Source organism: Gluconobacter japonicus, from assembly GCF_002723975.1.
GTDB classification, from domain to species: domain Bacteria; phylum Pseudomonadota; class Alphaproteobacteria; order Acetobacterales; family Acetobacteraceae; genus Gluconobacter; species Gluconobacter japonicus.
Window position 1 is genome coordinate 1 of sequence record NZ_BEWO01000038.1, and the last position, 15245, is coordinate 15245.

The window sequence follows — 15245 nt, forward strand, 5'->3', positions numbered from 1 at the left end:
AAGTCAGCCGCGAGCCTCAGAATAGTTACAGACCTGCGTGAGTTGGAATGTCTCTCGCAAAGAGGGGCAGAGATATCAGACTGTCTTTCCGGGAGCAGACGTTGTCCTTGCATGAGCGTCTGTGGAACACGCCTCGAAAAGACCTTTTGGGTTTTTTTTTGTGCCCACCCCCTATGTCCGATAATGAAAATTAACGGACATAAGGGGGTGGGAAGGGGGCGATTTTCAGAAAAAAGGCGGAGACTTACCTTTTGAGGATATTAGGGTGTTTGAATGCTGTTGCTACGGGCCGCTTGGTGGTATTGAAGGCTCATAGGCGAGAGACACAGCGCGCCTTCCGGCCTGTGAAATAACGGAAAAGTCTCTCAGACAAACAGTCATGACATCCTGTTCGGAGTGTGGCGCAAATCAGGCCCTGTGACTCATCCTTCCGGTCGAGGATTCAAATGACGATTTCCCTTGAAGCGCTCAAAAAGCAGGCACGACAGGAAAGCCGGTCAGGTGCTTTGTCTTATACGCAGGCTCTTGCACAACTCTCCCAACGCCACGGATTCTGGACTTTCGCTGCTCTGAAAGCGAGTTCCGCCAAATCGTCAGCTGTACATGCCCAAGGCCCTGCTCCCGGTGGGAGCGGAAACGCCCGCCTTGGCGGAGAAATGGTCGGACCTATCATCATCGGTACGATCCGGGACGACCCTCATCCGATCTCGATGGATCAGGTCAAAGCTATGGGTGGAAAGGTGTTTAAAATGTCTTTTCCTACGGACGTAAAGCAGCACTACGCGGAACTCGTCGCGTCCGGGAAGGTGATCCATCTTGGAGACTATCCAAAAAGCGACGCCTCATAGGATCAATGGTTCCTCCGTTCGCCGAGAGGCTCACCCGTCTCAGTCTTGAGCTGGGACGTCTGGATCAGGCGCTGAGACGTGGCTCCGCTGTACCTTCCGTCCTGTTCCGACAACGCCTGGATGCGATCCAGCGCCATAGCGCTGTCGACGGCTGGCTGATCGATCCCTGGTATCTGGTTGCCGAACTGCACGGCCTCGTGCCGAAAGTGGTCGGCCAGGACGGCTATGAACGCGGTACGGCCGTGGATGCGGCATCCCATGCCTTTACGCTCTGGCGCTGGTACGCTCGCCCGGATGCTATGCAGGCGCGTGCCATTACCGAAGCCGAAGCGTTCCTGAATGATCAGTCATCAGGGTGGGGACCGATCCTCGATGCGGGGATCGCTTTTCATCGCTGGTTACAGGCCGGTCATCTCCGTGCTCCCTTCTGCGCGGCGTTAAGCCGGTACTGGCACTCCCATGATATTCTCCGGACGCCATTGATCCTGACCGGCATAGAAGCACTCGCCCCGGGAACGCCTTGGGAGATCGAGCCTTGGCTGTGCTGGTGGCTCGATGCTCTTCTAGCCGAGGCCCGAGAAGCGCTCGATCTTCTGCACCAGCTGGAGCGAGCCAGGACACAGGCGCTTGAGAAGTGCGGCGCACAGCGTCGTCATTCCCGTGCGCCCCAAGCGGTCAATGTGCTGGCCATCCAGCCGCTCGTGTCTGCCTCTATGCTGGCGGATCGTCTGGGGATGTCGATGAAAAGCGCACTGCAGCTTCTCAGCGCATTCCAGGACCGAGGCATTGTAGTGGAAGTCACGCACCGAACGGCTCATCGCCTGTTTGGTCTGGCTGGCATGGGAGCGCTCCGAGACGTCGTGAAACCTCCAACACGACCCATCCCCGGCCGAAAGCGCGGCCGGCCCCCTAAGGATGATCTTTTCACGACGCAATCTATCCCGGAGGAGGAGATTACGCAGCTTCCGCCGCCGACGCGGTTGGACCCGGTTCAGTTCGACTATGAGGATCTGGCTGCAGCCATGAAACAGGCTGATGAAGCCATGTTGAGAAGCTCCCGGCTAATCGCACGCCTCAAGGGACAGAAGGCCAGCTAGACCCCTCGTCTGTTCAAAGAACCTGAAGGGATGACTCTTGCAACGGTCTCTGGAGCTGCAGTGCGACCGGTGTGGGGGCCGTCAGCCAGGTTTCGATCTCCTCCTGGCGTTCCAAAATGACGGGCATGGCTTTGGGATGATAAGGCGCGACCACAGCGTTGGCGTCCGTGGTCAGGAAGCCGAAAAGATCGGCCGTGACTTCGCCTTCCTTGAGTTTGCGCACTGAGGTCCAGGACGTCCAGATCCCGGCAAAAAAGCGGAGAGGCTTCGTCTCATTGGCGGCAAACCACACTGGATGAAACGATCCGTCATCCTGACGCGCCTGTTCCGAGAAGGCCGTAAACGGTACCACGCAGCGATGAGGAACGCCCAGCCAGCGGCGCCAGTGCGGAGACGCCGTATTGCGGATGTTCGTCATCCCCCGGTCAACCTTGCGCCCTTTGAGGGCGAACGCCGGCGATGGCATGCCCCACCGGGCCAGAACCAGCTCCCGGCCGTTCTGACCATTGCGCACAATCGGAGCCGCGTAATCCGGATAGATGTCGGGCATGGGCGGAAGATTGCCCGTATGGTCACTGAGAACCTGCGCAATGGCGCGGATCTCATCCTGCGAGGAGGTCTGGGCGTACAGATTACACATGAGCACTCTTCTGTTCTGAGCTTCGGTGCCCGTCAAAAAAGATAGTGGGAAGAAAAACACCGACCACTACGCCCACGTTTCCTTCTCAGGAAAAATAAAAAGCCTGTTTGTAATTGCGCGGTGGAATTGTGGGCAGAGCCGCTTCCTGTGGTCAGTTCGTCAGAGCTGTCCCCAGGAGGCGAGTGGCCACCGCAAGGGGGCTGTCCCCAAATCCACGGCTATTTCCCTGCTTCGATTCCGCTTAGATCCATATATGGGGCCGCTTCGCCAAGTGCACCGTCTATATATCGGAATATGCGTTCGATTAGAGCCTTTCGATCGGCTCTGCGGTCTTCACCATTTTGAACCGCGACTGCGTCTGTTTGCCACTCTATCACAAGCTCCGCCATGAACGTCGCGCTAGTCTGCTGTCAGGTTGCGAGACGTCATTGGGATGATGTAGCGTGGGCGATACCGCGTTATGCTTCGTTGTTTTCTTCCGTTTGCAGGGAGACCGAATGATGCTTCAGATCCACCCACAGGCACGCACGACACCGGCTGTCCGGGCTGAGATAGCTCGTTCGTCAGAACCGACATCCGTGCTCGCCAGACGCTACGGGATCAGCGATGAAACAGTCCGCAAGTGGCGCAGGCGTGGTTCGGACGCCTGTCAGGACCGCAGCAGCCGTCCCTGGAGGCTGGCCTGGAAAGCCTCGGAGGAGGAGCGCGCCATTGTCTGTCAGCTTCGGCGTTCTACCGGTTTTGGTCTGGATGATCTGACCTTTGTCTTACGGCATTTCCTGCCGCATCTGAACCGGGACATTATCGGACATAGTGGGTAGGGCACAAAAAAGACCCAAAAAGGTCTTTTCGAGGCGTTTTCCACGGATGCTCATGCAAGGACAAAGTCTGCTGCTGGAAAGACAGCCTGATCGTCTCTGACCCTCTTTGCGAGAGACATTTTAACTCACGCAGGCTTGGAACCGTCTCTCTGCGTTGCAGCTGACTTGGCGGGTAAACGGAATGTCTGGTCTGAGCGGAAAAATTGAGGAAGCCGACAGTCGTGATCTCCGTTTCCTCACATAGGATAGCTTGACTTACGACGATATATCCACAATTCTGGATATATGGACACAGAATCTACCCTCGCAGCCCTGAGCGCCCTGTCGCAGTCTACACGGCTGGAGATTTTTCGCCTGCTGGTGCGCTACGAGCCGGACGGATTACCCGCCGGAGATGTCGCGCGGCATCTCAATGTCCCGCAGAACACCATCTCGGCCCATCTCGCCACCCTGGCCCGTTCCGGGCTGCTGACCTCGGAGCGCCATAGCCGGCTGATCGTCTATCGCGCCTGTCTTCCGCGCCTGCGGGACCTGATGCTCTTCCTCGTCAGGGACTGCTGCGCGGGCAGTCCCGAACTCTGCGCGCCCCTGGTCGCAACCCTGTCCTCCTGCTGTCCCTCCCCGGAAGCCCGATCATGACCATCACGATCTACCACAACCCGGCCTGCGGCACGTCGCGCAATGTGCTGGCACTGATCCGCAACAGCGGCGAGGAGCCCCGGATCATCGAATATCTGAAAACCCCGCCCAGCCGTGCGGAACTGGTCAGTCTGATCGCCCGTATGGGCGTTCCGGTGCGCTCGATCCTGCGGGAAAAGGGTACGCCCTTTCACGAACTCGGCCTCAATAATCCGGCCCGGAGCGATGATGCGCTGATCGACGCCATGATCGCGCATCCGATCCTGATGAACCGGCCCATCGTCGTCACCCCGCTGGGTGCGGCACTCTGCCGTCCGTCTGAGGCGGTTCTGGACATCCTGCCCAACCCGCAGAGAGGCGCTTTCGTCAAAGAGGACGGGGAGAAGATCGTCGATGAATCTGGCAAGCGGATCATCTGATGCTGGCGCTTCTGATTTTCGTTGTCACGCTGGTTTTTGTCATATGGCAGCCTCGGGGGCTGGGTATCGGCTGGAGCGCAATGGCCGGTGCCGCCGTGGCCCTGGCGGCTGGTGTGATCCACTGGCACGACATTCCTGTCGTCTGGCACATCGTCTGGGACGCGACTTTCACCTTCATCGCGCTGATCGTCATCTCGCTGTTGCTGGATGAGGCCGGATTCTTCCATTGGGCCGCGCTGCACGTCGTGCGCTGGGGCAAAGGGCGAGGCCGGACGCTATTCCCGCTGATCGTGGTGCTGGGAGCGGCCATTGCGGCGGTTTTCGCCAATGATGGTACGGCCCTGCTGCTCACGCCCATTGTCATCGCCATCCTCACTCAACTTCGCCTGAGCCATACCGCAGCCCTGGCCTTCATCATTGCGACCGGCTTCGTCGCAGACACCACAAGCCTGCCGCTGGTCATCTCCAATCTGGTGAACATCGTCAGCGCCAATTTCTTTGGCATTGCGTTCGATCGCTATGCCGCGATCATGGTCCCTGTCGATCTGGTAGCACTTGGCGCAACGCTTGCCGTTCTGTGGTTGTGGTATCGGCGGCAGGTGCCTGCGACCTATCCCGTCGCCGAACTGCCAGCACCCGCCACGGCCATTCGTGACCATCATGTATTCCGGGCGGCCTTTCCGCTGTTGGCCCTGGTTCTGGCGGCCTATTTCCTGACCGCACAGTTTCATATCCCGGTCTGTGTCGTGGCCTGTCTGGCCGCCGGAATCCTGTTGCTCGTCGCCGGATATGGTCGGGTCATCCCTGTTCTCAAGGTGCTGCGGGGCGCACCGTGGCAGATCGTGATCTTCTCGCTGGGTATGTATCTGGTGGTGTATGGCCTGCGCAATGCCGGGCTGACCGACTACCTTGCAACCGCACTGATCTGGCTCAGCCATCAGGGACCGTTCACCGCTACGATCGGCACCGGCTTTCTGGCGGCTGTTTTGTCGTCCATCATGAACAATATGCCGAGTGTGCTGGTCGGGGCGCTGGCGATCCAGCAGGCTCACGACATCACGCCGCTGACCCGTGAACTGATGGTCTATGCCAATGTCATCGGTTGTGACCTCGGCCCCAAATTCACCCCGATCGGCAGTCTCGCCACGTTGCTGTGGTTGCATGTGCTGGCATCCAAGAAGCATCGGGTCACATGGGGGCAGTATATGAAAGTGGGGCTGGCGATCACCCCGCCTGTCCTGCTGGTCACGCTCGCAGTGCTGGCCCTGTGGTTGCCTGCCATCAGCCGCCCGTAATGTGCAAAGGAAGCAAGACCGCGATGACCGAACCTGACGACACGCTCCGCCCGCACCCGGATTATCGCCACGGGATCAATGGCGCACGGCAGCCCAAAGTAGCGCTGCCAGCGATCGTCATCGTCGAGACTGGTCTCCCGCAGGTTCGGGCCACATAGAACAAGAGGCAACGAGACATGTCCGTTCCGAGTATCCGCCAGGTACGTGCTGCTGACGCCCCCGCCATCGCAGCGATTTATGCCCATCACGTCGAACATGGCACAGCAAGTTTTGATTACGAACCACGCTCACTTACCGAGACTGAGGAGAAGATCGAAAGTGTGCGGGCACGAAATTGGCCCTTTCTCGTCGCAGTGCAAGACGAACAGGTGGTGGGCTATGCCTATGCCACGCAATTCAGGGACAGGCCCGCCTACAGCTTCACATGCGAGAATTCGATTTACGTCCACCCCGACCACATCAGGCAAGGTGTCGGTTCAGCCCTATTATCCGATCTGTTAGGTCACGCCGAAGCATCGGGCTTTCGCCAGATGATTGCGGTGATCGGTGGCGGTGAACCCGGATCGATTGCACTGCATGCGCGCCATGGATTTGCCCATGCTGGGCAGATGCGTTCGGTGGGCCGCAAATTCGGCCGCTGGCTCGACACGTTCTACATGCAGGCCTCGTTGGGCGCGGGCGATGGTGACGACCCGCTGAAGGAACCACAAACATGACTGACACGCTCTCGCCCCTAAACTCGGAGTCTCTTGATCCACTCGATCTTGCAAAGCTCGAACCAGCACAGCGCACCACGCACGCACCGCGTATCCTTCTGCTCTATGGCTCTTTGCGACCCCGATCCTTCAGCCGCCTATTGGTGCTTGAGGCGGAACGCATCCTGAAAGTGCTGGGGGCCGAAACACGGGTGTTCGACCCGACCGGCCTGCCGGTAGCGGATTCTGTGCCCGCGACCCATCCGAAAGTGCAGGAACTGCGGGAACTCTCGATCTGGTCGGAAGGTCAGGTCTGGTGCAGCCCTGAACGGCACGGCAACATGACGGCAGTATTCAAAAACCAGATCGACTGGCTACCTTTGACCGAAGGCTCAATCCGCCCGACGCAGGGCCGCACGCTGGCGGTCATGCAGGTTTCGGGTGGGTCGCAGAGCTTCAATTCCGTCAATGCCCTGCGGGTGCTGGGTCGGTGGATGCGGATGTTCACCATCCCCAACCAGTCCAGCGTACCAATGGCCTATACGCAGTTCGGTGACGATGACCGCATGAAGCCGTCCCCCCTTTATGACCGGATGGTAGATGTCATGGAGGAACTGATGAAATTCACATGGCTGCTGCGCGACCGGGCCGACTATCTAGTGAACCGCTATAGTGAACGCAACTCGGAACACCGCTTGCCTGAAAAGCTATGAGCCGGGCTGGCGCGTATTTCTGGCACACGACGTCTGCTTACCAAAACCCTAAGCGACCCACCTTACGACCGAGATGAGGCGAATGCCGCCTGTCTGTTCTGGTTCTCTTGGGCCGACAGGCGAGTTAGGGGGGTGGAATGTCCGTTGTTGGACGCTAGGATAGAGAACCAGATATTGCCACATGAGTAATGTTCCGGGAGTGGATTGATAGCTCACGGAGCACGGCACCCACATGCAATTCCTTTCAGCGCACCGGTCGAAGCCTTTTTTCGTGGGGCAACATGTGACAGGCGTGAACTTCATGGACGTTGAGATGGTCAGCCGCAGCGGCGGTATACTCGCATAGCCGACCGTCGGACGTCATCGCGGGAACGGCAAGCAACTCGTCCGCCACATAATGACTCTGACCGGTCTGAAGCACGCGATTCCATCCTTCCCGCTGCCGTACCTGTAGCTTTTCGAGAATGATGATATCAAGCGAGCGACCAAGAGCCTGATCTTTGGTGAACCCGAAGTTTCTTACCGCGCCCGGGTTCCAGAATCGGATGATCCCCCCGGGTCGGCGGCGAGGATCGCATCAGCGCGCGTTTCAAGCAACGCCCGAGTGAGGCGTTCTGCGAAATCAACGTGTTGTGTTATGACTGATCCCCTCGTCCATGGCTCGAAGATTTAACCGTCGCGACATCGCACAGAAAATCCCGAAGAACGAGTGCATGGTTATGGAGAGGATCATGCGCCGCATAAAGAAGCGTGATCCTGCTTTTCTTCGCCAGTCCCACAAGACGGGCGATCTCGGCATTTCCGTTTGAAAGCTCATGACGGTATCGCAGCCGGAATTCGTCCCAATGCGCCGGATCATGGCCGAACCAGTGACGCAGGTCCGGACTTGGCGCCACGTCCTTCAGCCAAAAATCCATCTTCACGTCGGCTTTGTGCAGCCCTCGCGGCCAAAGGCGGTCCACCAGCACGCGCAGGCCGTCGCTGGGCGCGGAGGCATCGTACACGCGCTTGAGCCTCACATCCGGAGTGTCATGTTGCGCCGTCATGACACGTTCTCCACCGGGCGGCTCGCGGCAAGTGTCCTCGAACCGGGAATGAACCGCCGCATCCAACCAGGATAGACCGGCGTAAGCTTGACAAGAAAATCCCACGCCATAATCAGTGCACCAGCCGCAAAGACAACGTCGCCCGGCAGCCGCATCCATTGCCAGAACAGGGTCTTGTCATAGAATTCGGCGCTGCGGGCGTAAGCATAGCCATGCTGATAGACTGCGAGCAGTTGAGGCCAGCCGATTGGGAAGAAATTGAGCAGCGTCCACAAAACCAGTCCCGCATTGTAGAGCCAGAATGCCCACAGGCCAGCTCGTTCGGAGAAACCGGCTTTTTCAGCATGAATGTAACGCAGGCAGAAATAGATCAAACCGATCGCGAGTTCGCCAAACGCGCCGAAAAGAGACGAGTGCGCGTGGTTGAGCGTCAGAAAGGTGCCATGTTCATAATAGTTCACCAGTGGCGCATTCAGTAGACCGCCGCCATAAACCCCGGCGCCCACGAAGTTCCAGAACGCAGCACCGATGACATAGATGGTCCCGAGACGATAGCGGAAATCCTTCTGCTTCCTGATTATTCGATAGTGGCTGATTCCCTCCATGATAAGCAATACAAGTGGCAGCACCTCGATGAAGGAGAACATCGTGCCGAATGGGATCCACAGGCTCGGCTCGCCCGCCCAGTAAAGATGGTGCCCCGTGCCGATCACGCCACCGAGGAAGATCAGGATGACTTCGAAATACATGCCTCGCTCGGCGAGGCAGCGCGATATCAACCCCGTGGCCATCAGTGTCCAGGCAGTCATCGCCGCCGCGAAGAACTCGAAGGACTGTTCAACCCACAGATGGACGACCCACCAGCGCCAGAAATCCGAGATCGTGAAGGATTTCTCAATGCCCGTCAGCGGAATCATGCCACAGGCATACAGCAGTGCGACATTAACGGTAGACGCCCAGATGAGATGTTCCAGCCGGATATGACCGGACCAGAAACTGCGCGCCGCACGAGTCCACAATGAAACCGATGGCCACAGAGCCCGCATCACAAGGACGCTCCACAAAAGCAGTCCTCCGAAGAAGCCAATCTGCCAGAAGCGGCCGAGCTGGATATAGGACAACCCCTGATTTCCGAACCAGAACCAGTTGCCGTCGATCACCCCCATGACACCGAGATAGTTTCCCACCAGGCCACAGACCACTACGAAGACCGTTGCCCAGAACAGCGCGTCCACGAGCCAGCCCTGACCTTTGGCTTCTTTTCCATCGGCGATGACCGGTGCAAGAAACAGCGCCGCGCCGATCCACGACAGGCCGATCCAGACAATAGGCGCCTGAATATGAAGATCACGCATGACATTGAACGGAACGTATCGATTAATATCGATACCGTAAAAACTCGTCCGGTCGTAATACATATGGGCCATGACGGAGCCGACCAGAATCTGCACCAGCAGCAGTGCCGCAACCAGAAGGAAATATTTCCAGACTTTCCTCTGACTCGGTGTCAACGGATGAACGACGAGAAGCTCCGCGTCCCGAGCCGCCGTGTCTGCGTCGTTGAGCCAATATTCGTAGATAAAGAGCACGGCACCAAAAGCCAGAAAAACAAAGCCAAAGCTCGCCCATGTCCAGATGAAAGTCTCGCCCGTCGGAGCGTTCTCCACCAGCGGCTCGTAAGGCCAGTTCTGTGTCCAGGAATAGTTCGTGCCAGGACGCCATGCGACGGTCGTCAAAGCCGAATAGATCAGAAAGTCGGCCGTCTTGACCGCGAGCGCGGGTGAGAGACTCTGTGCTGCGGTCCAGCCGGCCTTGCGGTTCGGATGGAGCAGACCGTCCGCGGTTGCCATGCGGACGGACACGATCGCCGCCACAAGCTCGCCAGGCAGCGTCACAGTCGAGGCAGTTAGATCGAGATGATGAAGATCGTCGCGCATTTTCGCCGTAATGGCGTCCTGCCGCTCTTTCGGAAGATATGCGAACGCCGCACCATCGTCTGCGCTTGCGATGTTATCGCGCGTGGCGAGCGCCAGCCGCTTCATGATTGAGGCAGTGTAATCCTCGCCATAATAGGAGCCCATGCCATACAGGCTACCATAGTCCATCAGATCGGCTTTCTGGAAACCGCCCTTTCCTGAAACGATATCCGCACCTGTCATGAGAATGGAGCCGTCGGCCGAGACGAATTTCTCCGGCTGCGGAGGCGCACCCTTGTAGGTCGCTTGTGTCGTCCAGATGAGAAGCGCCGCAGTCAGAAGACCGGTCGCAAGGAGAATCCATTTCAGGACGGTACTGACCGGATCCGCGACCGGCCTGACAATGGAAGATGAGTCCGACATCGCACTAGTGTCCTGATTCTGAAGTTTCGCTGATTTTGGTAGTACGGAGGCAGAATCGCTTGACGGCCTGCAGGATGTCGTCGGCGGATCTGGTCCATTTGAAGGGCTTGGGCTGTTCGTTATGGACGGCGATGAAAGGCCTGATGTCGGCCTCCAGGGCTTCGGTCGAACGGTGAATGCCGCGCCTGATCTGCTTTTCAGTGACGAGAGCGAAAAACCGCTCCACCTGATTGATCCATGAGGCCCCGGTCGGCGTAAAATGAACGTGCCAGCGCGGGCGCCTGGCCAACCAGTCACGGATCAGCTTCGTCTTGTGGGTGGCATAGTTATCCATCACCAGATGGATATCGAGGTCAGTCGGCACATTGGTTTCGATCTGGTCAAGGAATTTGCGGAATTCCGTGGATCGGTGCTTCGGATAACACTTTCCAATGATGGTGCCGGTGGCAATGTCGAGAGCTGCGAACAGTGAGGTCGTACCGTGGCGGGTATAGTCATGTGTCCGCCGCTCGACCTGGCCGGGCCGCATCGGGAGCATGGGCTGGCTGCGATCCAGCGCCTGGATCTGGCTCTTCTCATCCACGCACAGTACCAGCGCACGCTCCGGCGGTGCCATATACAGACCAACGATGTCGCGGACCTTCTCCACGAAGAGAGGGTCGTTCGACAGTTTGAAGGTCTCTGTTCGATGCGGCTGTAACCCGAACGCTTTCCAGATGCGATGGATCGTTGACGGTGCATATCCCACGGCCTGTGCCATCGAGCGCAGCGACCAATGCGTAGCACCGCGCGGGGTTTCTTCCAGTGTCCGGCGGATCGTCTCCGCGATTTCCCCGTCGCCGATCGAGCGTGGTGTCCCCGGCCGGGGTTCATCGTAAAGCCCGTCCAGACGATCCGTCGCAAAACGCCGGCGCCACTTGCCAACCGTGTTGATGTCCGCGCCCGTCAGGTCACGGATCGCCTTGTTCTCATGCCCATCGGCTGCGGCAAGGACAATACGGGCTCGCCGCGCAAGCGCCTGGCCCGTCTTGCGCGCCCTTGCCAGAGATTCCAGTTCCTGACGCTCCAATGCCGTCAGTTCAATCGCAACCGCTACACGTCCCATTCGATTACCCCTGCCATCAGGATAATCATATAAACTTCTCGATCAGGACACTAGCTCCTGATAAGGTCGTGTGAGGGGGCGCGCCCCCTCACTGTGAACGCCCAAAAAAATATCAGGCTGCGGAGAGAACCAGATCGGGGTCGGCGGCGGAGCCGAAGAACTCGTAACGGATCTGCTTCGCCGGCAGATTCTCGGTCCGTAGCGCGTCGACCATATCTCTCATGAAGGAATCCGGCCCGCAGATGTAATAGGTCGCGGAACGGTCGAGGTTCTGCTTTACCCAAGCGGTCGTGACACGCCCAGCGTGGGCGGCAACACCATGACTGACAGCGGGCACGCTCTCTTTCGCATAGAAGAAATCCGCCGCCAGAATACCTCGGCTGGCAAGGTCTTCGATTTCCGGACGGAAAGCTGCCAACGCCTCGGTATCCGCGCCGTGAACGTAGTGAATCTTCCGCTTCACGGATGTCTGCGCCAGCTCGCCGAGCATCGACATCACGGGCGTAAGACCAACACCGGCCGTCAGGAACACGACAGGAGATTCACTTGTCTCGTCGAGGAAGAAATCACCGGCGGGATTGGCAACCTGGAGCATGTCTCCCTCCTTCACCGTCTCATGCAACCATGTCGAGACGACGCCGCCATCCTGTTGTCGCACGCTAATGCGGTAATGATCCGCGCCGGGTTCCGAGGAAATGCTGTAATTCCGGCGCTGAGAGCCATGACCGGGAACATCCAGCTTGAAGCTGAGATACTGTCCCGCCTTATGGCGAAAGAGCGCGCCGCCGTCGACGGGAACCAGTTCGAACGAGGTGATTGTCGGAGTCTCGGCGCGACGTGAGCGAACGCGAAAAGCGCGCCATCCGGCCCAACCTCCCGGTGCGTCCTTATGCTCGTCGTAAATCTGCTTCTCACGGCCGATAAGGATATCCGCCAGAAACCAGTAGGCTTTGCCCCACGCCTCGGCGATCTCCGGCGTCGCGGCATCCCCGAGAACATGGCCGATCGCGCCGAGTAGCGCCTCTGCTACATATGGATAATGCTCGGGCAGGATGTTCAGACCGACATGCTTCTCAGCAATTCTCTCGACCATGCCGCCGAGCGCGCCGAGGTCGTTGATATGTTCGGCATAGCACAGCACTGCCAGCGCCAGCGCCTTGGGCTGTTCGCCATCCTGCTGATGGGAGAGATTGAACAGGTCGCGAATGGCCGGGGTGGAGAGCAGGCGCTTGTACATTTCTGTCGTGATGGCCGTTCCGTGCGCCTTCAGCGCGGGGACGGTCGCGGAGATGATCGCGCGCGTCTTGTCGTCGAGAGGAGCGGACATGGTGCCCTCCTTTAGGGTTTACGATCCGCACATCTTTTTGACCGTATTGGAAAACATGTCAAGTTGGTGCATCTTTACCCGACCATGAAACTTACGTTGCAAACCGACTATGCCTTGCGCGCCCTGATCTATCTGGGCGCCCGGACCGAACGACTCTGCTCCATTCGTGAAATCGCCATGGCGTACGGGATCTCGGAGGCACATATGGTCAAGGTCGTCCACAAGCTGGGCCAGGGGGGATTCGCCGAAACCCTGCGCGGTCGTAACGGTGGCCTACGGTTTGGACGGCCAGCGAAGGACATCATGATCGGCGATGTCGTATGCTATTTCGAAGAAAACATGGCTCTGCTAGGATGTCTGGAAAAGAGCGCTGAGACGACGCTCTGCAAGTTAATGCCCGCCTGCCGCCTGCGGAGCGGCCTTAATCAGGCAACGCAGGCGATGATGGCGGTTCTGAATGACTGCACTCTGGCAGACGTCATTACGCCCTTCGAGATCGCCCAACTGACGAAACGTGAAACGTCTTAATCATTTATTATTATTGGCCAGATGTTGAGTGTTAGATGGCCCTCAAGCGAATTGCAGCAATCAGATATATCCTTTGAACCAGGAGCATGGCGCCAAGATTCAAAAGTCCCGTTTACCTATAGCGACGCGTTCGCGAAGCTGCAGGACAGCGAAGTCGAGAAAGCCCCTGATCTTCAATGGCAGTAGATCATGACAGGTATAAAGAAGGCTGACTGGAACGGGGTTTGACTGTAAAGCCGCAAGCACAACTTGCAATTTTCCCTCTTTGACGGCCTCCATTGCCTGATAGAATAGCAATCTTGTCGCACCCACCCCGCTGTTATCCCGCATATCTCACAGAAATCTTGAGGACATGGAGGGTTCTAAAAACCCGCTGGTTTTGAAACCAGCTCTGTGATTCCATTCGTCCGGTTCTGACTGAGGGAATGGCGGTATGAAGCAGACGGGATTTTTTGACGTTGAAGAGCGGCTTGCCCGCTTGAGCGGGCTTGGTGATCAGCTCGAAGCATTTTCCCGGACTGTGGATTTTGAAGTCTTCCGCCCTGACCTGGAGAAGGCTCTGGCGTATTCTGACGGCAGCAAAGGCGGACGACCGCCATTTGATCCTGTGCTGATGTTCAAAATTCTGGTGATCCAGACGCTCAACAATTTGTCTGATGAGCGGACGGAATATCTGATCAACGATCGCCTCTCCTTTATGCGTTTCCTTGGTCTGAGACTTTCAGATCGGGTGCCGGATGCCAAAACGGTCTGGCTGTATCAAAAGCGTCTGACCCAGGCGGGTGCGATCGATGGGCTGTTCAACCGCTTTGATGCCACCCTGCGCAACGCCGGGTATTTGCCGATGTCAGGCCAGATCCTGGATGCCACGCTGGTAGCGGCTCCGAAGCAGCGGAACACCAATGCAGAGAAAGCCGATCTTCGGGAAGGACGTATTCCTGAAGACTGGCAGGACAAACCCGCAAAGCTGTCGCACAAGGATCGTCATGCGCGATGGACACTGAAGTTCACGAAGGCGAAGCGGCAGGATGATGGAACCATGCCATCCAGCGATCTCGCCATCCCGTTCTTTGGCTATAAATCGCATGTTTCCATCGATCGAAAATACCGGTTCATCCGGAAATGGAAAACAACGCATGCCGCCGCCAGTGATGGCGCGCGATTGAGAGAGGGGCTGCTGGATAAAACCAATACAGCCTCAAGTGTCTGGGCTGACACGGCCTACCGCTCAAAAGCCAATGAAGACTTCATGGAAAAGCAGGGCTTTGTCTCCAAGGTTCATCGCAAAAAGCCGCATCTCAAGCCTATGCCCCGGCATATCCAGAAATCGAATGCAGGAAAATCCATTATCCGGTCGCGTGTCGAGCATGTCTTTGCCGATCAGAAGTCACAGACGGGGCTGTTTGTCCGGACTGTCGGTATCAGCCGAGCCACCATGAGGATCGGGCTCGCCAATATCGTCTACAACATGCGCCGCTTCCTCTTCCTCGAAAGATTGAACGCGAGCGCATAGCCATCCAGCGGAGGACAACTCCCAATCTGCTCAAAACGCAGACCGGAGGCCATCGCAAAAACCGTCAATCAAATCGCCAAAACCCAGAAATTACCGGCCAAGCACATCAATCAGGGGTTCTTCGATCCCTCCACCTGTCGGCTCAGCTCGGGCCAGTTAGAGGGGTAAAGCGGCTTCAGTTCCGGTCGGATCGGCATTCAGTCTTCGTTAACACATTTCC

At 57.7% G+C, this 15245-nt stretch carries 16 protein-coding genes and 1 pseudogene; 11 read left to right on the plus strand and 6 right to left on the minus strand.

Going from position 1 to position 15245, the window contains the following annotated elements; translation table 11 throughout:
• Positions 1–446 precede the first annotated feature (446 nt).
• Both GJA01_RS14160 and GJA01_RS14165 read left to right on the plus strand, forming a co-directional pair.
• Positions 447–848, plus strand: coding sequence for a hypothetical protein (locus tag GJA01_RS14160; RefSeq protein WP_062020724.1), 402 nt, complete (start codon positions 447–449; stop codon positions 846–848).
• 5 nt (positions 849–853) lie between these two features.
• Positions 854–1945 (plus strand): hypothetical protein, encoded by a 1092-nt coding sequence (locus GJA01_RS14165; protein ID WP_082785189.1) that lies wholly within the window; start codon positions 854–856, stop codon positions 1943–1945.
• A gap of 13 nt (positions 1946–1958) precedes the next feature.
• Here the strand turns inward: GJA01_RS14165 and GJA01_RS14170 are convergent, their stop codons facing one another.
• Entirely contained in the window at positions 1959–2585 is a 627-nt protein-coding gene (locus tag GJA01_RS14170; RefSeq protein ID WP_062020727.1) for an SOS response-associated peptidase, read from the minus strand.
• A gap of 500 nt (positions 2586–3085) precedes the next feature.
• Here GJA01_RS14170 and GJA01_RS14175 point away from each other — a divergent pair.
• The 7 genes and pseudogenes from GJA01_RS14175 to arsH form a co-directional block, all read left to right on the plus strand.
• Positions 3086–3391, plus strand: a pseudogene (locus GJA01_RS14175) (IS481 family transposase); the annotation flags it as partial.
• Positions 3392–3691: 300 nt separating this feature from the next.
• A complete protein-coding gene (locus GJA01_RS14180; protein ID WP_062028250.1) occupies positions 3692–4045 on the plus strand; it encodes an ArsR/SmtB family transcription factor in 354 nt (117 codons plus the stop codon).
• Positions 4042–4464 carry an arsenate reductase (glutaredoxin) gene (gene arsC / locus GJA01_RS14185; RefSeq protein ID WP_062502574.1) on the plus strand — a complete coding sequence of 141 codons (423 nt, stop codon included), beginning with the start codon at positions 4042–4044 and terminating at the stop codon, positions 4462–4464. Before GJA01_RS14180 ends, arsC begins: the two co-directional genes overlap by 4 nt.
• The gene (locus GJA01_RS14190) at positions 4464–5759 is read left to right on the plus strand and encodes an arsenic transporter (RefSeq protein WP_062020800.1); all 1296 of its coding nucleotides are present in this window, start codon (positions 4464–4466) and stop codon (positions 5757–5759) included. Before arsC ends, GJA01_RS14190 begins: the two co-directional genes overlap by 1 nt.
• A gap of 23 nt (positions 5760–5782) precedes the next feature.
• Positions 5783–5917 (plus strand): hypothetical protein, encoded by a 135-nt coding sequence (locus GJA01_RS15670; protein WP_255308583.1) that lies wholly within the window; start codon positions 5783–5785, stop codon positions 5915–5917.
• A gap of 18 nt (positions 5918–5935) precedes the next feature.
• Positions 5936–6475 carry a GNAT family N-acetyltransferase gene (locus GJA01_RS14195; protein WP_062020797.1) on the plus strand — a complete coding sequence of 180 codons (540 nt, stop codon included), beginning with the start codon at positions 5936–5938 and terminating at the stop codon, positions 6473–6475.
• The gene (arsH, locus tag GJA01_RS14200; RefSeq protein ID WP_062028264.1) at positions 6472–7167 is read left to right on the plus strand and encodes an arsenical resistance protein ArsH; all 696 of its coding nucleotides are present in this window, start codon (positions 6472–6474) and stop codon (positions 7165–7167) included. Before GJA01_RS14195 ends, arsH begins: the two co-directional genes overlap by 4 nt.
• A 244-nt stretch (positions 7168–7411) precedes the next feature.
• Here the strand turns inward: arsH and GJA01_RS15750 are convergent, their stop codons facing one another.
• The 5 genes from GJA01_RS15750 to hmpA form a co-directional block, all read right to left on the minus strand.
• The gene (locus GJA01_RS15750; protein ID WP_082785190.1) at positions 7412–7717 is read right to left on the minus strand and encodes a PAS domain-containing protein; all 306 of its coding nucleotides are present in this window, start codon (positions 7715–7717) and stop codon (positions 7412–7414) included.
• A gap of 85 nt (positions 7718–7802) precedes the next feature.
• Positions 7803–8213, minus strand: coding sequence for a DUF488 domain-containing protein (locus tag GJA01_RS14210; protein WP_062020791.1), 411 nt, complete (start codon positions 8211–8213; stop codon positions 7803–7805).
• Positions 8210–10552, minus strand: coding sequence for a nitric-oxide reductase large subunit (locus GJA01_RS14215; RefSeq protein ID WP_062247520.1), 2343 nt, complete (start codon positions 10550–10552; stop codon positions 8210–8212). Before GJA01_RS14215 ends, GJA01_RS14210 begins: the two co-directional genes overlap by 4 nt.
• A gap of 4 nt (positions 10553–10556) precedes the next feature.
• Entirely contained in the window at positions 10557–11657 is a 1101-nt protein-coding gene (locus tag GJA01_RS14220; RefSeq protein ID WP_062020788.1) for an IS630 family transposase, read from the minus strand.
• Between the two features lie 112 nt (positions 11658–11769).
• Positions 11770–12984 (minus strand): NO-inducible flavohemoprotein, encoded by a 1215-nt coding sequence (hmpA, locus tag GJA01_RS14225; RefSeq protein ID WP_062020783.1) that lies wholly within the window; start codon positions 12982–12984, stop codon positions 11770–11772.
• Between the two features lie 84 nt (positions 12985–13068).
• Here hmpA and GJA01_RS14230 point away from each other — a divergent pair, with 84 nt between their 5' ends.
• Positions 13069–13512, plus strand: a complete 444-nt coding sequence (locus GJA01_RS14230; protein ID WP_062020778.1) for an Rrf2 family transcriptional regulator — start codon at positions 13069–13071, stop codon at positions 13510–13512.
• A gap of 433 nt (positions 13513–13945) precedes the next feature.
• The gene (locus GJA01_RS14240) at positions 13946–15025 is read left to right on the plus strand and encodes an IS5 family transposase (RefSeq protein WP_099282460.1); all 1080 of its coding nucleotides are present in this window, start codon (positions 13946–13948) and stop codon (positions 15023–15025) included.
• Positions 15026–15245 lie beyond the last annotated feature (220 nt).

Bases quoted from the DNA above. Each gene is read 5' to 3' on its own strand.
- GJA01_RS15670 (WP_255308583.1), top strand. From the start codon at position 5,783: ATGACCGAACCTGACGACACGCTCCGCCCGCACCCGGATTATCGCCAC.
- GJA01_RS14180 (WP_062028250.1), top strand. From the start codon at position 3,692: ATGGACACAGAATCTACCCTCGCAGCCCTGAGCGCCCTGTCGCAGTCT.
- GJA01_RS14220 (WP_062020788.1), bottom strand. From the start codon at position 11,657: ATGGGACGTGTAGCGGTTGCGATTGAACTGACGGCATTGGAGCGTCAG.
- GJA01_RS14190 (WP_062020800.1), top strand. From the start codon at position 4,464: ATGCTGGCGCTTCTGATTTTCGTTGTCACGCTGGTTTTTGTCATATGG.
- GJA01_RS14195 (WP_062020797.1), top strand. From the start codon at position 5,936: ATGTCCGTTCCGAGTATCCGCCAGGTACGTGCTGCTGACGCCCCCGCC.
- GJA01_RS14240 (WP_099282460.1), top strand. From the start codon at position 13,946: ATGAAGCAGACGGGATTTTTTGACGTTGAAGAGCGGCTTGCCCGCTTG.
- arsH (WP_062028264.1), top strand. From the start codon at position 6,472: ATGACTGACACGCTCTCGCCCCTAAACTCGGAGTCTCTTGATCCACTC.
- arsC (WP_062502574.1), top strand. From the start codon at position 4,042: ATGACCATCACGATCTACCACAACCCGGCCTGCGGCACGTCGCGCAAT.
- GJA01_RS14165 (WP_082785189.1), top strand. From the start codon at position 854: ATGGTTCCTCCGTTCGCCGAGAGGCTCACCCGTCTCAGTCTTGAGCTG.
- hmpA (WP_062020783.1), bottom strand. From the start codon at position 12,984: ATGTCCGCTCCTCTCGACGACAAGACGCGCGCGATCATCTCCGCGACC.
- GJA01_RS14215 (WP_062247520.1), bottom strand. From the start codon at position 10,552: ATGTCGGACTCATCTTCCATTGTCAGGCCGGTCGCGGATCCGGTCAGT.
- GJA01_RS14170 (WP_062020727.1), bottom strand. From the start codon at position 2,585: ATGTGTAATCTGTACGCCCAGACCTCCTCGCAGGATGAGATCCGCGCC.
- GJA01_RS14210 (WP_062020791.1), bottom strand. From the start codon at position 8,213: ATGACGGCGCAACATGACACTCCGGATGTGAGGCTCAAGCGCGTGTAC.
- GJA01_RS14160 (WP_062020724.1), top strand. From the start codon at position 447: ATGACGATTTCCCTTGAAGCGCTCAAAAAGCAGGCACGACAGGAAAGC.
- GJA01_RS14230 (WP_062020778.1), top strand. From the start codon at position 13,069: ATGAAACTTACGTTGCAAACCGACTATGCCTTGCGCGCCCTGATCTAT.